The organism is Tenacibaculum sp. IMCC1 (assembly GCF_054906355.1).
Genome location: NZ_CM142818.1, coordinates 1324670 through 1345460 on the forward strand (window position 1 = coordinate 1324670; position 20791 = coordinate 1345460).

The following is a 20791-nucleotide window of genomic DNA, read 5'->3' on the forward strand; positions in this document are numbered from 1 at the left end:
TTTACGAGCTGATTCTTTAATTGATTAAAGAACTTAATGTTTTTTAAAAGAAGATATTCTAAACTAAAAAACAAAATCAACCTAATTTTTATTATTCAAATTATATTATGAAAAAAACAAGTCTTTTTTTAATTGCTTTTTTAATCTTACTACCTGCTTCATTGTTCGCTAATGAAGGAATGTGGTTTTTAATGCATATTAAGCGTTTGAACGAACGTGATATGCAAAAAATGGGACTTCAACTAACCGCTGAAGAAATTTACAGTATCAATAATCAAAGTCTCAAAGACGCTATCGTTCAATTTAACGGTGGTTGTACAGCTAGTATTATTTCTGATAATGGATTAGTACTTACAAATCACCACTGTGGTTATGACGCCATTGCAGAATTATCTTCTGAAGAGCAAAATCACCTTAAAAATGGGTACTGGGCTAAAACATTAAAAGACGAGCTTAAACCAGAAAGTCTTTTTGTAAGATTCTTTGTGAGAATGGATGACGTTTCTAAACGTATTTTATCTAAAGTAAACGATTCTATGACAGAAAAAGAACGTGAAGCTGCTATTAACAAAGAAATTGCAAAAATAGAACAAGAAAACAACGAAGGTGGTAAATACACTGTTTCTGTACGTTCTTTTTTCCAAGGTAATGAATATTACTATTTTGTATACGAAGATTATAAAGATGTACGATTAGTAGGTACACCTTCTGATAAAGTTGGTAAATACGGTGGAGACACTGATAACTGGGAATGGCCACGTCACACAGGAGACTTTTCTTTATTTAGAGTATATGCAGATGCAGAAGGAAACCCTGCAGAGTATTCTGAAAACAACGTGCCATTGAAAGCAAAGTATCACTTACCTGTTAACATTAAAGGGGTAAAAGAAAATGATTTTGCTATGATTTTAGGATACCCTGGTAGAACAAACCGTTGGATGCCTGCAGAAGGAATCGAACAAAACGTAAATTACGCATATCCTGCTTGGGTAGAAGGATCTAAACTTAGCATGGATGTAATGAAAAAATACATGGATAAAGATGCATCTATCAATTTAATGTATGCATCTCAATATGCTAGAATTGCCAACTATTGGAAAAACAGACAAGGTATGATTGATGCTTTAACAGCTCATAAAACTGCCGAGGCTAAACGTAACGTAGAAAAGAAATTTGACAAATGGGCTAACAAAAAGTCTAACAAAGCTACTTACGGAGATGTTGTTACCAACATAAACAATTACTACAGCTTAACCAACAACAAAGCAAAGCATGATAACTACTTAATGTTATTATTACGTTCTAGTAAATTTGCAGTTTTACCATATCAAATAGGTAAAGGATTTGAGTCTTATATTAATGCTAATGAAGCTGCTCGTAAGAATTTAATGCCTCGATTGAATGCTTTTATAGAAAGTAACTACACAAATTATCATTTACCTTTAGAAAAAGAAATTTTAACTGAGCAACTAAAGTTATATTCAGCTAAAGCAAATTACGAATTACCAGAGATTGTAGCTAAAATTGCTAAGGATGATAATTTTAACGACTACGTAAATTCTATTTTTGAATTAAGTATTTTTACATCTAAAGAGCGTGCTACAGCTTTCTTAAAATATCCTAATAAAGAATTGTTAGCTAACGATCCTTTATATATCTTATCTTCTCAATTACTAGATAAGTATAGAGAGCAACCTGAAAACTTAGTACAACCATTAAACGATTATCAAAAATCATTTAGACTATTAGTAGATGGTTTACGTAAGTCTGGTCTAAGCAACATTAAATATCCAGATGCTAACTCTACTTTACGTTTAACTTACGGAAAAGTAAGAGCTTTACCTAAAGATTCTAGAAACGACGCTAGCATTAACAACTACACAACGTTAAAAGGAATGGTTAAAAAATATAAGCCAAACGATAGCGAGTTTGATTTATCTAAAGATATGTTAGATATCTATGAGAAAAAAGATTACGGAAGATATGCTAACAGTAAAGGTGAATTACCTGTAAACTTCTTATCTGATAATGATATTACCGGTGGAAACTCTGGTTCTCCAGTATTAAACGGAAAAGGTGAATTAATCGGGCTAGCATTTGATGGTAATATTGAAGCGATGGCTGGTGATGTTATTTTTGACAAAAACCTACAACGAACTATTAATGTAGACATTAGATATGTACTTTGGTTAATTGATAAGTATGCTGGTGCTAAACGTATTGTAGATGAACTTACTATTGTGAAATAAAGTATAACACTGACACGAACTAAAAAAACGTAGCTACTTCTTTAGCTACGTTTTTCTTTTTTAGATAATTCATGATTTTTTTTACACATAAGATATTTCTTTTAATAAACGTTTTATAAAAAAATCATATTTAAAATATTTACTAATTAATATAACTAACCTTAAAAACTTATAGTTTCTCCATCATCAGGTACATATACTTTTTTAGACAAATCTAAATTTAAAACTTCTGCTCTCAATTCTTCACGCCTTGTAGGGCAATGATTTACTGCCTCCATATGATTGGCGATGACTTTACCTGGTGCATTTTTAGCAAATTTTAAAATATCATCCATAGTCATTAATAAAGGTTTAAAAATATCAAACTGAGCCGATCCTGCTGCAACTACGCTAATATCTGGTTTATAGTTTCTAAAAACTTTATCTACTGTATCTGTATAAATAGTATCGCTACTTAAATAAATTGATGGTTGATTAGGTAATTGTATAAAAAATCCCATAACATTACCTGCTGGTTTGGCTACAAAACCATAACCATGTTTTGCCGGAATTCCTTCTATACTACCATCTAAAAATTCAGATTTAGTCCAATATTCAATAGTTTTTACAATGTTTAAACCTTTCTTTGAAAATGTTTTTTCATCTTTTACACTACAAAACACAGGGATATTCTTCTCTTTTAAGAAATCTTCTGCAGGTTTGTCAATATGATCTGGATGGTTGTGCGTTATAACACAATGCGTAATTTTATCTAAAAAGGTTTTACTAATTTCTGGTAATTCTACAATAGGATTTTTAACAGGTTTAAACCTAAAAAATGTAAATGGAGGCAAAGATCCTTTTGAGCCTAACATAGGATCTATTAAAATAAAATGACTATTAGCTTCAATAACCATTGTGGCATTTCTAAAGTGATGAATTTTCATAATGCTTAAATGTTTTTGCAAAGGTTACAAACGTATTACACTTAAGCATTGATTCAAATCAAGAAATGCGTTTTCGAATACGACTTAAAGTTTCTGGTGTAACATTTAGGTAGGATGCAATGTGGTATTGTGGAATATTGTCTAGCCAGTTAGGCCTATAAATAATTAGCTCTTTGTATAGTTCATCTGGTGTTTTAGTAATACGATTATATTCAAAAAGTTCTTTTTGTTTCAATAATCGTTGAAACGAAATTTCTATAAATGATTTTCCGCATTCGTAATTATCCAACAGCTTTCTAAAGGCACTTTTTTCAACAGATAATAGTTCTACTTCTGTTATGCATTCTTGATTTTTGTTAGTAGAGATATTATTAATAAACGAACTTAAGTCTGTGATAAATTGTGGTTCGGCATAAAAATTAATGTTGGTCTCCTTGTCTGGTGTAGCATAATACTCTCGCACCACACCAGAATTAAGAAACCTTAAATAATTTTCAGTGGTATTTGCAGCAAGAAGCATTTCGCCTTTAGCTACTTTTTCAACTTTAAATAAACCGAATAATTCTTTTAAACCTTCTTGATTCAGAGGGTATTCGGTGTTAAAAAATGCTTGTATTTGACTTAGTTCTGATTGCAAATCATTCTTATATTTTGATATGATCCTGATCTCTAAATTTTTCATAGAGACTAGGATAATTTGATTTAAATGTTTCCTTTATAAATTCCAAAGGTACATCATCAAAATGACCATAATCTTCTATATAGGTCATAAATTTATGGTCGTCTTTATTGTATTCTTGCAACACTGCATCTTCGACACCATTAAAATCTAAAACATCAACATTGTAAATGGCACACAGTTCTTTATTAAACGCAGGCGAACATTTAACCCATTTATCATTATAAAATACATCTACCAAACCATGAGGAGCTAATTCATTAGTTCCAATCACTTTTTCTAAGCGCTCTGTAGCAATATGGTTGGATACTTTGGCTAAATGTAATCTTGCTGGAATATTGAAGGCACGTAAACAAGCAATGTATAAAATGGCTTTATCAATACAATGTCCATCTGGCTTTTTTGCAATATTACTAGCTTTAAAGTGCTCTTTAGTTAAACCAATATTAAAAGGTAAATAACGCCAACCATCTCTAACCTTTAGATATAATTGCTCTATAATATCTTGTTGAGAGGTAAAATGCTTAACGTCTTTTATAACATCTTCAATAACTGAACTATTATAATCGAAATAATAGGTTTTTTCGGTGTATTTCATATTACAAATTTATAACATTTCGCCTCTTGCAGGATAATCTGAAGACACAATATAATCTACAGCTTTTACAAATGAAGGTAAATAAGGTCTCCCCCAAGGATTACTATTCATAGCAGAATAATAGATTTGATTGTTATTGTCTATTAAAAAAAGTCCTGGTTCACTAAATGTGTTTGGTTCACCATCTTTTATACCTTTGCTTAAATATAACCCCCAGTTTTTAGCAGTTTCTAAATCTAAGTTATACCCTAATTGTAATTCTGATAGCTCCCATTTTTGACGTGATAAGCGTGCTCTAGACTCAGAGTCCATACTTACAGCAACAACATTAACACCTCTTTCTTTAAATTCTGGTAATAACTCTTCTAATTGTTGTAAATATTTTTTACACAACGGGCAATGCAAACCTCTGTAAAAAACCACTAAAGTAAATTTTTCTGGTTGTTGATTGTTAATCTGCCATTCGTTACCATCTAATACTGGAAAAGTTAAATTTGGTGCTGTATGCTTTGGTGTTGGTCTGTTCATTTTATGTGTATTAGTTGTATTCTATTAAACGTGAAAACTTTCAATGGATTATATTTTTTGAAGTAATTCTTCATTAATATGTTTTTCAAATCTTACAAAGTCGCTTTCAATCTCCGGATTTTTCATCACGTCGTAAGCAAAAAATGTTTTTAAAGGTTCTAAACCAAACCATTTAAAGTTGAGATGCATTGGTAATAACAAGTCGTCTTCACTTTTACCAGCAAAAAAAGGCTCATCAGGATTGTTAAAAGCCTCTTTAGGCGCATTTGCAGTTACTGACATCATATATTTGCCTTTTAACAAACCACCTAAACCATAATTCTTTTTTGGTGCTTCAGAAGTACGACCATCACCTTGCGATAGTTTCCCCATCATACCTGCAGTGAATACATCATCCATATATTTTTTAAACGACCAAGTAATTCCCATCCAGTTTAAAGGCGTTTGTAAAAATACAACATCTGCCCAAAGAAATTTTTCTACTTCCTCATCTACATTATAGTCATTTTGAGTTACGGTAATCTTTATATTTAAGTTAGCTTCTTTTAATTGAGCTGATAGTTTTTCAATAAAAGATTGATTTAATTTTCCTTCTGCAAATGGATAATATTGATGACCATTAATGATTAAAATGTTTTTCATTTTTATAAAACTTTAAATTAGTATTGCAAAGAAACTAATAATAGTTTATTTTTGAAACCAAAATAATATAATCACATTAAATAGAGGTTACAAAATGGTAACTAATGGGAAGAAAAGTAATTGATAATCCAAATGTGTGTTCGTTAGTTCACGCGATGAACGTAATTGGAAATAAGTGGAAGCCTATTTTAATTTACTTATTAGCAAACGGAAGTTTACGCTTTGGAAAACTCTTAATATTTACTCCTACTATATCAAAAAAAGTGTTAACAGAACAATTAAGAGAGCTTGAGGAAGATGGTATCATAATTAGAAAAAAATATGCTGAAATACCACCACGAGTTGAATATTCACTATCTGAAAAAGGTGAAGCTTTACTGCCAATTCTTAAAAGTTTGAGTGAATGGACCCAAGATAGTTTTAAGGACATTGAGTTTGAAGCCTGTAGAATAGTAACTTTATAAAATACCAGTAAAATTACCCTAATACTCTTCCCTTTTTAACAACAACTTCTCTCTACTTAACTATAGTAGCCAACAAAATTCTTACGACTTCTTCAAACAGAGTTTATTCGTACTTTACTTTTTATAGTAAATTTAACATTACCTATAAAGCTATTAAAAATAGTAGCTAACAGTGTTTTTTAACATAAAAAACATACTATCATTTTTGACCGTTATTGCAAAAACCTTAAACTATCAATACTTTTGACACTATACTTTTGATAGTTTGAATTAAACAAATAAAAAACAATTAAAATGAATTTAAAAGACATATTAAATTGGAGATATACCACAAAAGAATTTGATCCATCTAAATCAGTTTCTAAAGAAAATATGGAGCAAGTAAAACATTTACTACAAATGAGTCCTTCAAGTGTTAATCTTCAACCTTGGCACTTTATTATCGCTGAAACTAGAGAGGGTAAAGCACGTATTGCAAAAGGCACTCAAGGTTTTTTCCACTTTAATGAACCTAAAGTAACTAATGCTTCAGCTGTTATTTTATTTTGTGTAAAGACTAATGCTGATGAAGATTATTATAAATATATAGCGGAGGTAGATGATAAAAATGGACGATTTCCTAATGAAGATGTTAAAAATGGATTTATAGGCACCGTTAAAACCTTTGCAGATATTCATAAATATGACTTAAAAGATCTTCAACATTGGATGGAAAAGCAAGTATACCTTAACGTAGGAAGTTTTTTGCTAGGTGTTGCAAGTTTAGGTATAGATGCCACACCAATGGAAGGTATAGATGTAAAAGCATTAGATGAAGAATTTGGTTTAAGAGAAAAAGGTTATACCTCATTAGTTGCTGTTTCTATTGGATACAGGGCAAAATCCGACTTTAATTCTACTGATAAAACTCCTAAATCAAGATTGTCACAATCTGAAGTTTTTACAGAAATCTAAAAATATTAAAATGATTAAAACTGTCCTGTTAGCTTCATTTTTTTTAATGTTTACAGTTAAAATCAATGCTCAGACTTCAACTATAGATCACACAAAGACTAAAAACGAAGTAGTAACCACTGAACAAATAGAATGGAGCTGGCTTAATCCGTTACGTGGAGACAAAAGTCCAGCTGCGGGAAAACTTTGGGGTGATCGTACCAAAAACGAACCTTCAGGTTTTTTAGTAAAATTTAAAAAAGGTTTTTCATCTCCACCACACATTCATAATGTCACTTATCGAGGTGTAGTTATTAAAGGGTTATTGCATAACGATGATGAAAACGCAAAAAAACAATGGTTACCTACAGGATCTTTTTGGATGCAGCCTGCAGGCGAAACGCATATTACTGCTGCCAATGCTGAAGACAATTTAGCATATATTGAAATTCAAGAAGGTCCATATTTAGTAAAACCTACAGATGAAGCTTTTGATAATGGTGAACGACCAATAAATGTAGACCAACACAACCTCGTATGGTTAAATGCAAACGATAGTACTTGGGTTACAAATAAGAGTGATATTGAAACTGCATTTTTATGGGAAACACATAAAAACAATAAACTTCAGGCTATTTTAGTTAAATTACCTGCTGGTTTTAAAGGTAATATTAAAAACCTAAGCGAGAATTTTAGAGCTATAATAATAAAGGGTAAAATAGTGCATCAAATAGAAAATAATAAGGTTATAAATGTGCTTGGAGCAGGGAACTACTTTAGTTCTAAAAAAGGAGCTAAACATACAATAGCTGTAAAAAACAACAAAGAGTCTATTCTCTACATAAGAAGCAACGGAGACTTTAAAATCCACTAACAAAAACCTAAAACACTAAATAACAGTGTTATAAATTTATTTTCATAATAAAAAAATATAAGAGCCACCAAATGTAAAACATTCTGTGTGGCTTTTATTTTTATAATTTATAAACTAGCTTAATAATTACTAAAAAAAATTACTCTTGCGCTTTTAGCATAAACAACAATGATTTTAAATTATTAACTTTATCAAAATACAATCATAAAAAACATATTTTCCAACATAAAACTAAATAAACTCATGAAAAAAGTACTTATTCTTTTTGCCCACCCAAAGTTTGAACAATCGAGAGTTAATTCAACTCTAGTTAATCGTTTAAAAAATAAAGTGCATGTAACTTTTCATGATTTATACGAAAACTATCCTAATTTTCATATTAATATACAGCGTGAACAAGAATTATTACTCCAACATGATATTATTATTTGGCATCACCCTTTATATTGGTACAGTAGCCCTGCTATTTTAAAACAATGGAAAGATTTGGTGTTAGAGTTTAATTGGGCTTATGGTCCTGAAGGAAAGGTACTTCATAACAAAACTATTTTTAATGTTATAACCACGGGCGGTTCTCGAGAGGTATATTGTACCGAGGGTTATAATACCTATACAATTAACGAGTTTTTAAGACCATATGAACAAACTGCTAAATTATGTGGAATGAATTATTTATCTCCATTTGCAGTAATGGATACACATAATTTATCTGATGAAGATTTACTGGATTATACCAACCAGTACGAACAATTAATAGATTTATTACAAGGTGATTTTAATACAACGCAATTATCAAATTGTTCTTTTCTTAACGATTTAGAAATTTTAACAACCTAAGGTATGTCTGGAAATTTATTGTTTGAAGCTATTGTATTTCTTGCTGGTGCTATTATTTGCGTTTCTATAGCAAAACGATTAGGGTTAAGTTCTGTTATAGGTTATCTACTAGCTGGTGTACTTATTGGTCCATATGTACTTGGCTTTATTGGTGAAGAAGGTGAAGATATTCTACATTTTGCTGAGTTTGGAGTAGTTGTAATGCTATTTTTAATAGGATTAGAAATTGAACCTAAAAATTTTTGGAATATGCGAAAAACTATTCTCGGTATGGGGGGAATACAAGTCGCTTTAACAATTGGCTTAACTTATATATTGTTTACATTTATAGGTTATGAATGGCAAGTAGCATTGGCCATTAGTATGGCTGTTGCTTTATCATCCACCGCAATAGCTTTGCAGACCATTAAAGAAAAAGGCCTAATGAATACCACTTTTGGCTCTAGCTCCTTTTCCATACTATTATTTCAAGATATCATTGTAATATTTATGATTGGTGCTTTACCACTATTAAGTAATTCGTCGGAACACACAAGTAATGAAGCTTCTCATTCAGCATCAACTTTAATTCAAAGTTTACCTATTGGTTTACAAACATTGGCAATTATACTTTCTGTTGTGATTATTATTTTAGCTGGTCGTTTTATAGTGGTACCAATGTTACGCAAAGTAGCTAAAACTGGCGTTAGAGAGTTATTAATAGCTTCTGCTTTTTTAATCGTTTTTGGAATTTCATACTTAATGGAATTTGTTGGTTTAAGCCCTGCATTAGGTGCTTTTTTAGGTGGTGTTGTTTTATCTACTAGTGAGTTTAAACACGAGCTAGAAAGCACACTAGAACCATTTAAAAACCTTTTACTAGGACTCTTTTTTATGGCAGTTGGTGCGTCTATTAACTTTGTAGTTATTGCGAATAGCCCGTTAACTATTAGTGGTATTTTGCTCGTTATTATTATTATAAAAGCATTGGTTTTATTTATTACAGGTCGTATTTTTAATTTAAAAATAGACCAAAATATACTGCTTACTTTTAGTTTAGCTCAAGTTGGTGAATTCGCTTTTGTTTTATTGTCTTTCGCCTTTCAGCTTAATATTTTAGAACAAGAGCAAATGGACATAATGTTAGTGGTTACCGCAGTTTCAATGTCCTTAACACCTATTTTAACAGTAGTAAACGAACGTTTAATTCTTCCAAGAATTGGCACCAAAGAATTTATTAAACGACCTATGGATCATATAGCTAAATCTCAAAAAGTCATATTAGTAGGCTTTGGCCAGTTTGGTAGTACTGTTGGACGTTTTTTACGTTCACATGGTGTTGAAACAACTATTTTAGATTTTGATTCTAATCGTGTTGATTTTCTACGAAAAATGGGGTTTGAAGTATATTATGGAGATGCAACAAGAGAAGATTTATTAGAGTCTGCTGGAATAGCTGAGGCTAAAATTTTAATTTGCGCTACTAATGAAGTTTCTGTTTCTAAAGCAATTTCAAAAATTGTAAAAAGAAAGTATCCACATATAGAGTTAATGGTTAGAACTAAAAGTAGATTTGATGCTTATGAATTACTTAATTTAAATGTTAATAATATTTACAGAGAATCATTAGATACCTCTTTAGCATTAGCAAGTGATGCTCTTAATAAATTAGGTTTCAGAAAATACACCTTAAATCGTCAGGTACAGAACTTTATTAAATATGATGAAGCTAGTTTAAAAAGATTAGCAGCAGACCCTAATAGAAATGAAAATTATATTTTTAAAGCTAGAAAAGAACTAGAACAACAAGAACAATTATTGGAAGATGATTTTAAAAGAGGAATTGTTGCCTTTGATAAACATTGGGATGGAGAACATATTCGAAATATATTAAGTAAAAATAAAAAAAGTAAAAACTCTTAATTTCTGAGTGCTTTATTTTGTGTGCATATAAAGTTAAATTTATCATATTTAACTTAGAATATAAAAGCCTTCGTTTCAAGAAACGAAGGCTTTTATATTTTATACTTACTTAAAAAGTATAAATTTTATTTAACTCTTTTTTTTATAACTAATAAGCTCTAGTAATTCATCCATAACATCATTACATATTACCACTGAATTATGAGTACAATTTTTTAGAGCAATTGGGTCAAAACCTTTTACACTTATTCTTGAAGGACTAAATTCTTTACTCTGTAAATGTGTATACATATTTAAAGCTGCTTTGGAACTAGCATAAGCAGTCATACAATAATTAGAATAACAAAATGACTCATCCGACATTTTATTAAGGTCTCCCATAGCGCTTGTAACATTAATAATTCTAGGGTCTTCACTTTTCTCAAACAAAGACTTTAATATTTTTACAGTACGCATTACAGCAAAAACATTCATCTCATAAAGAGATTTTACCTCTTCAATATTAATTTGTTCTATTTTCTGACCAAAACCATTAGCTTTTTCAACATTGTTAAACAATAAATCTAAATGACCAAATGTATTAATAATTGTGTTTTTTAACTCAAAAACACTTTCGTCAGATGTAAAATCTGTTCTAACTAATTTGTATTTATGCAAATCATCTGTCTCTATAGACAGGTTATCAAAACTATCTTGGGTTGCAGCTAGAATAACGTTGTACTCATTTTTAAGTAAAGTATTGGCAAAAGTTCTTCCTAACCCATTGCCAGAATCTGTAACTACTGCTGTTCTTTTTACATTCATACATTCTAATTTTAATAATCAAATTTAAATATAAATTAACTTAAAAAATAACCACTTTCTTTACTAAGGCATTTAAAATTAAAAGCTCTATTTTTAAACTTTTGGTAAGTGGTTAAATAATAATTTACATGCCCTCTTGTCTAAAACGGTTTGGTGTAGTACCGCTTAATTTTTTAAAAAATCTGGTAAAATGCGTTGGCTCTTGAAAATTTAAACGATAGCCAATCTCTGCAATATCTAAATCTGAAAACTTCAGTAAACTCTTGCTTTCTAACAATAAACGGTTTTGTATAATATCTTTAGCGCTTTTGCCTGTTTGTTTTTTTATCATAGTGGTTAGATAACTTGGTGTAATATTTAATGCTCTAGCATAATCGCTTACATTTTTAGTATCAACATACATTTTTTCTACCAAATTTTCAAACTTCTGTGTAATAATTTGCTCTCTAGATAAATTGTTTTGAGTAGATTTATGTCGTTCATAAATAGCCTTACAATAGTAGAGTATCGACACCAACATACCTTCCAACATTTTTTCTTGATAAGGGTGTGGGTTTTCAAATACTGAAACCATACGTTTTACATCAAACAGCAAAGAATTCATTTCATCTTCTGTCATCATCAACACTTGATTTTCAGTCATTTTTAAAAACGGAAAATCATCTGTTAACTTAGGTATTCCATTTATTAAAAACTCCTTTTTAAACATTATGTTATACCCTGCAATATCTTCATCTCTAATCCAAGACACCACTTGCCCTGGAACTGTAAACCACAAAGGGTGATTTCCTAAGTCTAACCAATCTGTATTAATGTTTAATCGGCTGTTACCAACATAGGTTAACAAAGCTATTTGAAAAAAATCTTGTCTATATGGAGGCATGCATCGACTAGAAGCAGGCTCTAACTCATCAATTGCGTGAACATCAAAATTAGGTATATGACTTCTATGAGGAAAACCAATAGCTTTATATAAATCATTACTATTTTTAAAAACAGGAACTTGTGTTTTAGACATATTGTTCTGTTGATTAAATACTTTTTTGGTAACGAAACGACCCTATATCGGTCGTTCCGTTTTGCATTTCATTACTTAATTTATTGTAGTTTCTTTTTGCTTTAATTGCATCATTTTCAAACCTATATCTTCTTCTGTTATAATATCCCATCCACCACCTAAAGTTTTATATATAGCAATTAAATATGTAGTTGCTGCAATTTCGCTTGTTGCTAATGAATTTTCTGAAACCAACATGGTATTTTCAGCACTTAAATAATCTATAAAATTATCTAAACCTGCCTCGTAACGTTGTTTAGCTATGGTAGCTGCTTTAGCACTGGCTGCTGATGACGCGCGTAAATTTTCTCGTCGCTGTAACTCGTTAACATAATTTGTTAATGCAGTTTTGGTTTCTTCTAGAGCTTTTAAAACTGTTTTTTCGTACTTATTTAAAGCTGCAAGCGTTAATGCATCATTTTCTTTAATTCGTTGTTTTACACGACCTAAATTAAAGGCTTCCCAAGATATACTAGGTAAAATACTCCATGTAAAAGACTCTTTTTGTGCAAAGTTAGAAAAATCTACTGCCGAAAACCCAATAGAACCACCAAATTGTACTTTAGGATATAAATCAGCTACCGAGATATTGTATTTTGCAATCTGGATTTGCAAGGTTGCTTCGGCACTTCTAACATCTGGTCTGCGACGTAACAACTCGTTAATATTATCATCTAATGCAACCGATTCAGGTAAGCTTGGTAATGGCTGTTCTGTTAATAAGGTATCATCTATCTCTCCTGGTATTTCGCCAATTAACACATTTAAACTGTTTTTTAAGGCTTCAATACGTGCTTTTAAAGGATGAATTGTAGCTCTGGTATTTTCTAATTGTGCCAATGCTCTTGAAACATCTAAATTACTACTTGTACCAGCTTCTAATAATTTTACTGTTAAATCGTAAGTATTTTGTTGACCTTTTAAATTACGTTCAGCAATACCTAACATGTGTTGTGTACCTCGTAACTCCATATAGTTTCTAGCAGTTTCTGCAAACATGCTAATGTATACGCTTTGCATATCTGCTAAAGCTAATTGACTGTTAGCATAAGCGCCTTTAATACGGTTAGACACACGACCAAAAACATCGGCTTCCCAAAATGCATCAAAACTACCATTAAAGTTATTGTACGTTGGGTTTGCACCGGGTACAAAAACATTTTCTCCTAATCGTGTTCTGGTATAATTACCGTTTAACGTTACCGTTGGAAAACGGTCTAATTTTGTGTTTTTTAAAAAGGCACGAGATGCTTCAAAATTAGCTACAGCAACATTAATATCTAAATTATGCTGCATAACTTTATTAATTAATGTATCTAAAATAGGGTCATTAAATTCTGTCCACCATTTTTGAGCAGTTTCTTTACTTACAAAAATACCCTCCTTTACATTATCTTTTAAAAAATAGTTAGATACATTCACACCAGACTGCACATTAAAATCGCGCTTTGTAATACCACAAGATGTTAGTATTATAGTTAGTACGACAAGATTTATATAGTTTATTTTTTTCATTATTATACTGTTTTTTTTGGAGTTGTCCATTTTCTACCTAAATAATAAAATACAGGTGTTAAAAAAATACCGAAGATGGTAACTCCTAGCATTCCACTAAATACTGCGATACCTAAAGATACACGTAATTCTGCACCAGCACCGGTTGAAATTGCTAATGGTACTACTCCAAGAATAAAAGCCATTGCTGTCATTAAAATAGGACGTAAGCGCAATTTTGATGCTTGTATAACGGCTGTTTTTAAATCTGTTCCCTGGTCTTCTAATTGTTTTGCAAACTCAACAATAAGAATCGCGTTTTTACTTGCTAAACCAACTAATACAATTAAACCAATTTGTACCATAATATTGTTGTCTAATCCTGCTAAATCAATACCAACAATTGCCGACAGTAATACCATAGGCACAATAAAAATAACCACTAATGGTAAAACTAAACTTTCAAATTGAGCAGCTAATAATAAGAATACAAACACCACAGCTAATAAAAAAGCGATACCTGCTGTGTTACCCGTTTGTTTTTCTTGGTAGGCCATTTCTGTCCATTGATATGAAATTCCCTGTGGCAAAATTTCTTTTGCTAATTGTTCCATACGCTCTAATGCCTGACCTGAACTGAATCCTGCAGCGACATCTCCATTTAAAGATGCTGAAGGATACAAGTTAAAACGTGGTATTCTAGCTGGACCAGAAATATCTTTCTGTGTAGCTATGGTTCCTAATGGCACCATTTCTCCTTTATTGTTACGTACTTTAATACGAGTAATATCGTCTGGTGTTAAACGGTTTGGTGAATCTGCCTGTGCTGTTACTTGAAAGGTTCTACCTAAATAATTAAAATCGTTTACAAATGCAGACCCCATATAGATTTCCAATGATTGAAATATTTCATTAATATTAACTCCTAATTGTTGCGCTTTGTTTCTATCGATATCTAAATACAACTGAGGTGTTTTGTCGTTAAAAAAAGTAAACACATTACTTAAAACAGAGTCTTGATTGGCAGCCAATGCTAAATTATTTGTAGCTTCTATTAACGCTGCTGTACCCAAGTTAGCACGATCTTGCAGCATCATTCTAAATCCACCAGCATTACCTATTCCTGCAACCGATGGAGGTGGAATAATAAATACAACCGCATCGTCTACAACAGCTACTTTACCACGCAATGTATTTAATAAATTGTGGTAATCAATTCCTTTTTTTGTTCTTTCATCAAAATCTTCTAATGTTATAAAAATAGCTGCTGCATTTGATGAATTGGTAAATGAAGGTGCATCAAATCCTGTAAAAGATACAGCTGTTTTTACACCATCAGTATCTAAGGTTAAATCTAAAATGTTTTTTACCACCTCATCAGTTCTACTTATTGAAGAACCAGGGGGTAACTGTACTACCGTTACAAAGTACTGCTGATCCATTGCTGGTACAAACCCTTGCGAAACACGACTGAACTCAAATCCTGTTAAAGCTATTAATCCACCATAAATTAGCATAACCATAGTACTTGTACGTATTAATTTTTGAACACTACTACCATACTTTTCAGAAATCGTATCCATAAAACGATTGAAGGTATTCCCCAAAAACACAAACGGCTTTAATACCAATGGTGTATTTTTCTTTTTAATTTTATCTTCGTGTCGCATTAATAAAGCTGCCATAGCTGGACTTAAAGTTAACGATACAAATACCGAAATAGCTGTTGCCACAGCAATGGTTACTCCAAATTGTTTATAAAACTGACCTGAAAATCCGTCTAAAAAAGCAGTAGGAATAAAAACAGCTATTAACACCAATCCAATTGCTATTAAAGCACCTCCAACTTCGTCCATAGTTTTAAAAGCTGCTTCTTTTGGTGAATAGCCTTCTTCGAGATAACGTTCCATATTTTCTACTACTACAATTGCATCATCTACCACAATACCAATGGCTAACACCAACCCAAATAAGGTTAAGTTGTTAAGAGAAAAACCAATACCTTGCATAATAGCAAATGTACCTACCAATGATACCGGAATTGCTAAAATTGGAATAATAGCTGCACGCCATGATTGTAGGAATAATAAAATTACTAAAATCACAAGGATTACGGCTTCTAAAATTGTACTGTATACTTGATCTACCGATTTTTGAATAAATTCGGTGGGGTTATATTCTATCTTGTACTCCAAATCTTCTGGAAAGCTTTTGGATAACCTTTCCATAGTTTCTTTAATACTTCTAGCGGTTTCTAACGCATTACCTCCTGGTTGTTGAAAAATAGGCATAGCAATTGCTGGCTTCTTGCCTAAATAGCCTTTTGTAGCGTAATTTTGTGCACCTAATTCAACACGACCAACATCTTTAAGTTTTACTATTCTGTTATCTTCTGCTGATTTAACGATCACATTTTCAAATTCTTCAGGTGTAATTAGTTTTCCTTGCGTCTGAATATTTACCTCGAATGCTGATTGCGTGCCTGATGGTAAGGTGTTTAATGTACCACTAGCTATTTGTACGTTTTGAGCACGTAAGGCTGCAACTACTTCACCAGCTGTCATATCTAAATTAGCAATTTTATCTGGGTCTAACCAAATACGCATGGCGTATTCTGCCGCTCCAAAAATTTGGATATCACCAATACCTTTTAATCGTGCCAACTCATCTTTAAGCTGTAACGTAGCGTAATTACCCATATAAATCTGGTCATAGGTCTCATTAGGTGAAATTAAGTTAACCAACAGTAAAATATCTGGTGATATTTTCTTTGTAGTGATTCCTAAACGTCTTACCGATTCTGGTAAACGTGGTTCTGCGATAGCAACTCGGTTTTGTACTTGTACTTGGGCGCGATCTAAATCTGTACCCAGTTCAAAGGCAATTTGTACTGTTACTCTACCATCAGCTGATGATTGGGAGGTCATATAAATCATACCTTCAACACCATTAATTTCTTTTTCTAAAGGCGCTGCTACAGTTTCTGACAGTGTCTTGGCACTCGCACCAGGGTACATAGCAACTACTTCTACCGTTGGTGGGGCTACATCTGGAAACTGTGAAACGGGTAATGAAAAATAGGATAAACCACCAACAATAAGTATGAGTACACTTAGTACTGCAGCAAATATTGGTCTTTTGATAAATATGTGACTAAATTTCATTGTATTTTGTTAAAATTTGAACATAACTCTAAGATTTTCATATCCTTATTTAAAGACATGAAACTATAAATGAGTTTATTTTTTAATATGGTTTTACTACTAACTTGTTATTGATTTACAGTTAGCTTTTTGGGATTTCTAAATTAGTTTCAACGGGGGTAACTACTGTACCTGGCCTAATTTTTTGAATACTATTAATTATCAACTTATCTGTTTCTAATAATCCTTCTCTAACAATACGAAATCCGTTAGAATGTAATGGTCCTAAAATGATGTTTTTACTGGTTACAATATTGTTTTCTCCTAAAACATAAACATATCGTAGTGACTGGTTGGTACCAATAATATCCTCTGGTATCATAATCGCTTTATGTGCTGTGCTTTCACTTATTCTAGCTTTACCAAACATTCCTGGCTCTAACAGTAAGTCTTTATTTGGTAAAATGGCTCTGTTTTCTATTGTACCTGTACTATTATCAATTTGATTATCTACGAAGTCTATTTTTGCTTCATGTAAAAACTCATCTTCATCTTGAAGTTTAATATGTACCGGAAGTCCGTCTGTGCGAACCGCTTTTCTTTCTCCATTATTTGCCAATCGTACATAACGCAAGTAATCAGACTCGCTGCTTGTAAAATAAAAGTGAATAGGGTTTGTAGCTACAATAGTGGTTAATAATGTAGAGTTTGAAGAACCTCCATCTATAAGGTTTCCTTCGTTCACACGATCTCTACTCACTAAACCTGAAATTGGAGCTTTAACACGTGTAAACTCTAAATTTAATTTAGCATCAGCCACGTGTGTTTCCGACACCTGAATACTAGCTTTAGCATACTCTAGAGCTTGTTTTCTACGATTGAATTCTTCAATAGATACTGCACCTGTTTCCTTTAAATCTTCGACACGCTCAAAATTGTCTTGTGCAATTTCTAAATTTGCTTTGGCTTGAGCTAAATTGGCATTAGCTTTATTTAAGGCTATTTTAAAAGGTCTGTCATCAATAATAAAGAGCGTCTGTCCCTTTTTTACAATTTGTCCAGCTTTAAAATTTACACGCTCTAAAAAACCACTTACACGTGCACGAACTTCTACTTTATTACTTGCTTCGAAACGTCCTGTATACTCATCCCATTCCGTAATAGTTTTGTATATAGGTGTTGTAACTTTTACAGGTAACTTTTGAGAAACTAATTCTGTTTTTTTTACTTCTGAAGAACTAAATGCATAACTAGAAACTATAACTATAAATAAGCCTATAATTGTGTAAGTTAATACTTTATTTTTTTGGGAAGTATTCTTTTTTTTCATCTTAAATTAATCATTTATTATTTGAAGGGCAAAATTAATTTAGATGTTAATGTCTTTTTTAACCAAAATTTTTGCAGGAATGACCAAAATTTAATCTTTTGCTTATTTAGCTAATAAAAAAAAAACTATTAAATGTTAAAAGCTATTCTACAAAAAAACGCAACCCCTTCGGATTGCGTTTTATATTTTGTGTTGTATCAAAATTATTCTTCGTTAAATAATTGCTCTTTATAAGCTGCTTTTTGAATTTGAGCTCTTCTTGTTACTGATGGTTTTACATATTGCTTTCTTTCTCTTAATTCTTGTAAAACTTTTACGTCTCTAAATTTTCGTTTATAACGTTTCAAAGCTCTATCAATATTTTCGCCTTCTTTTACTACTATTCTTAACATATGATATGGTTTTTAATTATTAAATCTTACAACATGAAAGTAACTTCACAGCACTTCATAATAAGTTCTATGATTTTTATATGATATTATTTTTTTGATTAAAAATTCTATTGAAAATAAATTTATAAAGAAACTGAAGACTAAAAAACTGATGTATAACAGAAAAATAGTGTAGAGACTTGTAGATTTTCTCCTAAAAAAAGGATAGAACATTAATATTATGACAAAGGTAGGGTTTCTTTATTGGCTCTACAAGTATTCATAGTTCTAATTCTTTTCTATAAAAAAAAGCGTTACCAATATGGTAACGCTTTTTACTAAATAGTTTCTCCTAATTCTTTTAGTTTAGAAGTATTTTCCGCAAGCATTAACTCGTCTATAATTTTTTGAATATCTCCATTTACAATATTTGATAAATCGTATAAGGTTAACCCTATTCTGTGATCAGTTACACGTCCTTGCGGATAGTTATACGTTCTAATTTTCGCGGAACGATCTCCTGAGGTTACCATCGATCCACGTTTTGCAGCGTCTTCCTCTTGCTTTTTAGCTAACTCTAAATCGTATAAACGAGAACGTAATACCTTAAATGCTTTTTCTTTGTTTTTATGCTGTGATTTTTGATCCTGACATTGCGCCACTAACCCTGTAGGAATATGCGTTAAACGTACTGCTGAATAGGTAGTGTTTACCGATTGACCTCCTGGTCCTGACGAACAGAAATAATCAATACGCACATCTTTTGGGTTGATTTCTACATCAAACTCTTCTGCCTCTGGAAACACCATACATGTTGCTGCCGATGTATGTACACGTCCTTGGGTTTCGGTTTGCGGTACACGTTGTACACGATGTACACCAGCTTCAAACTTTAAAGTTCCGTATACATCTTCACCAGAAACTTCAAACTGAATTTCTTTAAATCCACCATTGGTTCCTTCAGAAAAATCTACCGTAGATACCTTCCATCCCTTGCTTTCACAGTACTTGGTGTACATTCTAAATAAATCACCAGCAAAAATACTTGCTTCATCTCCACCCGTACCTGCACGTAATTCTACTACCGCGTTTTTAGCATCTTCTGGGTCTTTTGGAATTAATAAAAACTTAATCTCCTCTTCCAATTCTGGAATACGAGTTTTTGCTTCATCCATTTCCATTTTAGCCATTTCTACCATTTCTGCATCCGATCCGTCAGCAATAATCTCCTTAGCTTCTTCTATATTATTTAATAAAGTTTCGTACTCGTTTGCCTTTTTTACAACCTTTCCTAAGTCTTTATATTCTTTATTTAATTGTACATAACGTTTTTGATCAGAGATAACATCTGGTTGGATGATTAAATCTGATACCTCATCATAACGTTGCTTAACTATCTGTAATTTATCTAGCATAGTATCTTTTCTTGGGGTGCGAATTTACGATTTTTTATCGAATTTTATTCATATCTTTAATTCATTAAGGCTTTTGTTATGCGAATTTTAATCTTATTTTTTACTTGTACACTACTTTTTTCTTGTCTACAAGAAAAGAAAATTAAAAAACCTACTTGGCTGTTTGGTAAATGGAAACGTATTTATAACAAAGCTGGTAAAAGAACTTACGAGTTTTGGGAAAATGATTTTTCTGGAATTGGTTTTTCCTTACAAAAAAACGATACTGTATTTAAAGAAGTCTTACACATCATTACTAAAAATGATTCTTTGTTTTTACAGGTTACAGGCGTGAATGAAACCTCGACATTATTTGCTTTTACACAACAAACTGATACTTCTTTTACTGCGGAAAACAAACTAAACGAATTCCCTAAAACAATACAATACTGGAAAGAAAACAATCTACTAAAAGCTAACGTTAGTAACGATGAGTTTTCAATTGATTTTGTATTTGAAAAAATGAAATAAAAAAAATCCTCAGAGAAATCTGAGGATTATACTTT

General features: G+C 31.6%; 19 protein-coding genes. 7 read left to right on the forward strand and 12 right to left on the reverse strand.

The window, feature by feature from the left end; translation table 11 throughout:
* Positions 1–107: 107 nt before the first annotated feature.
* Positions 108–2249, forward strand: coding sequence for a S46 family peptidase (locus tag ACXIHB_RS06185; RefSeq protein WP_281979704.1), 2142 nt, complete (start codon positions 108–110; stop codon positions 2247–2249).
* Positions 2250–2410: 161 nt separating this feature from the next.
* Here ACXIHB_RS06185 and ACXIHB_RS06190 read toward each other — a convergent pair whose 3' ends face one another.
* From ACXIHB_RS06190 to ACXIHB_RS06210, 5 genes are read right to left on the reverse strand one after another with little or no spacing between them, the layout of a single operon-like run.
* Positions 2411–3175, reverse strand: a complete 765-nt coding sequence (locus ACXIHB_RS06190) for an MBL fold metallo-hydrolase (RefSeq protein ID WP_047788392.1) — start codon at positions 3173–3175, stop codon at positions 2411–2413.
* A gap of 58 nt (positions 3176–3233) precedes the next feature.
* Positions 3234–3812, reverse strand: a complete 579-nt coding sequence (locus tag ACXIHB_RS06195) for a Crp/Fnr family transcriptional regulator (protein ID WP_281979706.1) — start codon at positions 3810–3812, stop codon at positions 3234–3236.
* 7 nt (positions 3813–3819) lie between these two features.
* Positions 3820–4452, reverse strand: coding sequence for a transglutaminase-like domain-containing protein (locus tag ACXIHB_RS06200; protein WP_159613127.1), 633 nt, complete (start codon positions 4450–4452; stop codon positions 3820–3822).
* A gap of 9 nt (positions 4453–4461) precedes the next feature.
* Positions 4462–4980: a peroxiredoxin-like family protein gene (locus ACXIHB_RS06205; protein ID WP_462099191.1), complete on the reverse strand. Its 519-nt coding sequence runs from the start codon at positions 4978–4980 to the stop codon at positions 4462–4464.
* Between the two features lie 48 nt (positions 4981–5028).
* On the reverse strand, positions 5029–5622 hold the full coding sequence (locus tag ACXIHB_RS06210) for an NAD(P)H-dependent oxidoreductase (protein WP_073181532.1): 594 nt from the start codon (positions 5620–5622) through the stop codon (positions 5029–5031).
* Positions 5623–5726: 104 nt separating this feature from the next.
* On the opposite strand from ACXIHB_RS06210, the gene ACXIHB_RS06215 reads away from it, so the two are divergent.
* From ACXIHB_RS06215 to ACXIHB_RS06235, 5 genes are all read left to right on the forward strand, one after another.
* The gene (locus ACXIHB_RS06215; RefSeq protein ID WP_047788396.1) at positions 5727–6086 is read left to right on the forward strand and encodes a winged helix-turn-helix transcriptional regulator; all 360 of its coding nucleotides are present in this window, start codon (positions 5727–5729) and stop codon (positions 6084–6086) included.
* A 294-nt stretch (positions 6087–6380) separates the two neighbouring features.
* Entirely contained in the window at positions 6381–7040 is a 660-nt protein-coding gene (gene nfsB / locus ACXIHB_RS06220) for an oxygen-insensitive NAD(P)H nitroreductase (protein ID WP_462099192.1), read from the forward strand.
* A gap of 10 nt (positions 7041–7050) precedes the next feature.
* Positions 7051–7893 carry a DUF4437 domain-containing protein gene (locus tag ACXIHB_RS06225; RefSeq protein WP_462099193.1) on the forward strand — a complete coding sequence of 281 codons (843 nt, stop codon included), beginning with the start codon at positions 7051–7053 and terminating at the stop codon, positions 7891–7893.
* Positions 7894–8136: 243 nt separating this feature from the next.
* Positions 8137–8730 carry an NAD(P)H-dependent oxidoreductase gene (locus ACXIHB_RS06230; RefSeq protein WP_462099194.1) on the forward strand — a complete coding sequence of 198 codons (594 nt, stop codon included), beginning with the start codon at positions 8137–8139 and terminating at the stop codon, positions 8728–8730.
* A gap of 3 nt (positions 8731–8733) precedes the next feature.
* Positions 8734–10632, forward strand: coding sequence for a monovalent cation:proton antiporter-2 (CPA2) family protein (locus ACXIHB_RS06235; protein ID WP_239179077.1), 1899 nt, complete (start codon positions 8734–8736; stop codon positions 10630–10632).
* A 129-nt stretch (positions 10633–10761) separates the two neighbouring features.
* Here ACXIHB_RS06235 and ACXIHB_RS06240 read toward each other — a convergent pair whose 3' ends face one another.
* From ACXIHB_RS06240 to prfA, 7 genes are all read right to left on the reverse strand, one after another.
* Positions 10762–11436 (reverse strand): SDR family NAD(P)-dependent oxidoreductase, encoded by a 675-nt coding sequence (locus tag ACXIHB_RS06240; protein WP_159489968.1) that lies wholly within the window; start codon positions 11434–11436, stop codon positions 10762–10764.
* 124 nt (positions 11437–11560) lie between these two features.
* Positions 11561–12454: a helix-turn-helix domain-containing protein gene (locus ACXIHB_RS06245; protein ID WP_073181540.1), complete on the reverse strand. Its 894-nt coding sequence runs from the start codon at positions 12452–12454 to the stop codon at positions 11561–11563.
* Between the two features lie 75 nt (positions 12455–12529).
* Positions 12530–14008 (reverse strand): efflux transporter outer membrane subunit, encoded by a 1479-nt coding sequence (locus ACXIHB_RS06250; RefSeq protein WP_462099195.1) that lies wholly within the window; start codon positions 14006–14008, stop codon positions 12530–12532.
* Between the two features lie 2 nt (positions 14009–14010).
* Positions 14011–17151, reverse strand: a complete 3141-nt coding sequence (locus ACXIHB_RS06255; protein WP_281979709.1) for an efflux RND transporter permease subunit — start codon at positions 17149–17151, stop codon at positions 14011–14013.
* Positions 17152–17272: 121 nt separating this feature from the next.
* Entirely contained in the window at positions 17273–18460 is a 1188-nt protein-coding gene (locus ACXIHB_RS06260; RefSeq protein ID WP_173359852.1) for an efflux RND transporter periplasmic adaptor subunit, read from the reverse strand.
* 203 nt (positions 18461–18663) lie between these two features.
* The gene (gene rpsU, locus ACXIHB_RS06265; protein ID WP_047788404.1) at positions 18664–18852 is read right to left on the reverse strand and encodes a 30S ribosomal protein S21; all 189 of its coding nucleotides are present in this window, start codon (positions 18850–18852) and stop codon (positions 18664–18666) included.
* Positions 18853–19169: 317 nt separating this feature from the next.
* The gene (gene prfA, locus ACXIHB_RS06270; protein ID WP_047788405.1) at positions 19170–20246 is read right to left on the reverse strand and encodes a peptide chain release factor 1; all 1077 of its coding nucleotides are present in this window, start codon (positions 20244–20246) and stop codon (positions 19170–19172) included.
* Between the two features lie 78 nt (positions 20247–20324).
* On the opposite strand from prfA, the gene ACXIHB_RS06275 reads away from it, so the two are divergent.
* Positions 20325–20756 (forward strand): hypothetical protein, encoded by a 432-nt coding sequence (locus ACXIHB_RS06275; RefSeq protein WP_173359853.1) that lies wholly within the window; start codon positions 20325–20327, stop codon positions 20754–20756.
* Positions 20757–20791 lie beyond the last annotated feature (35 nt).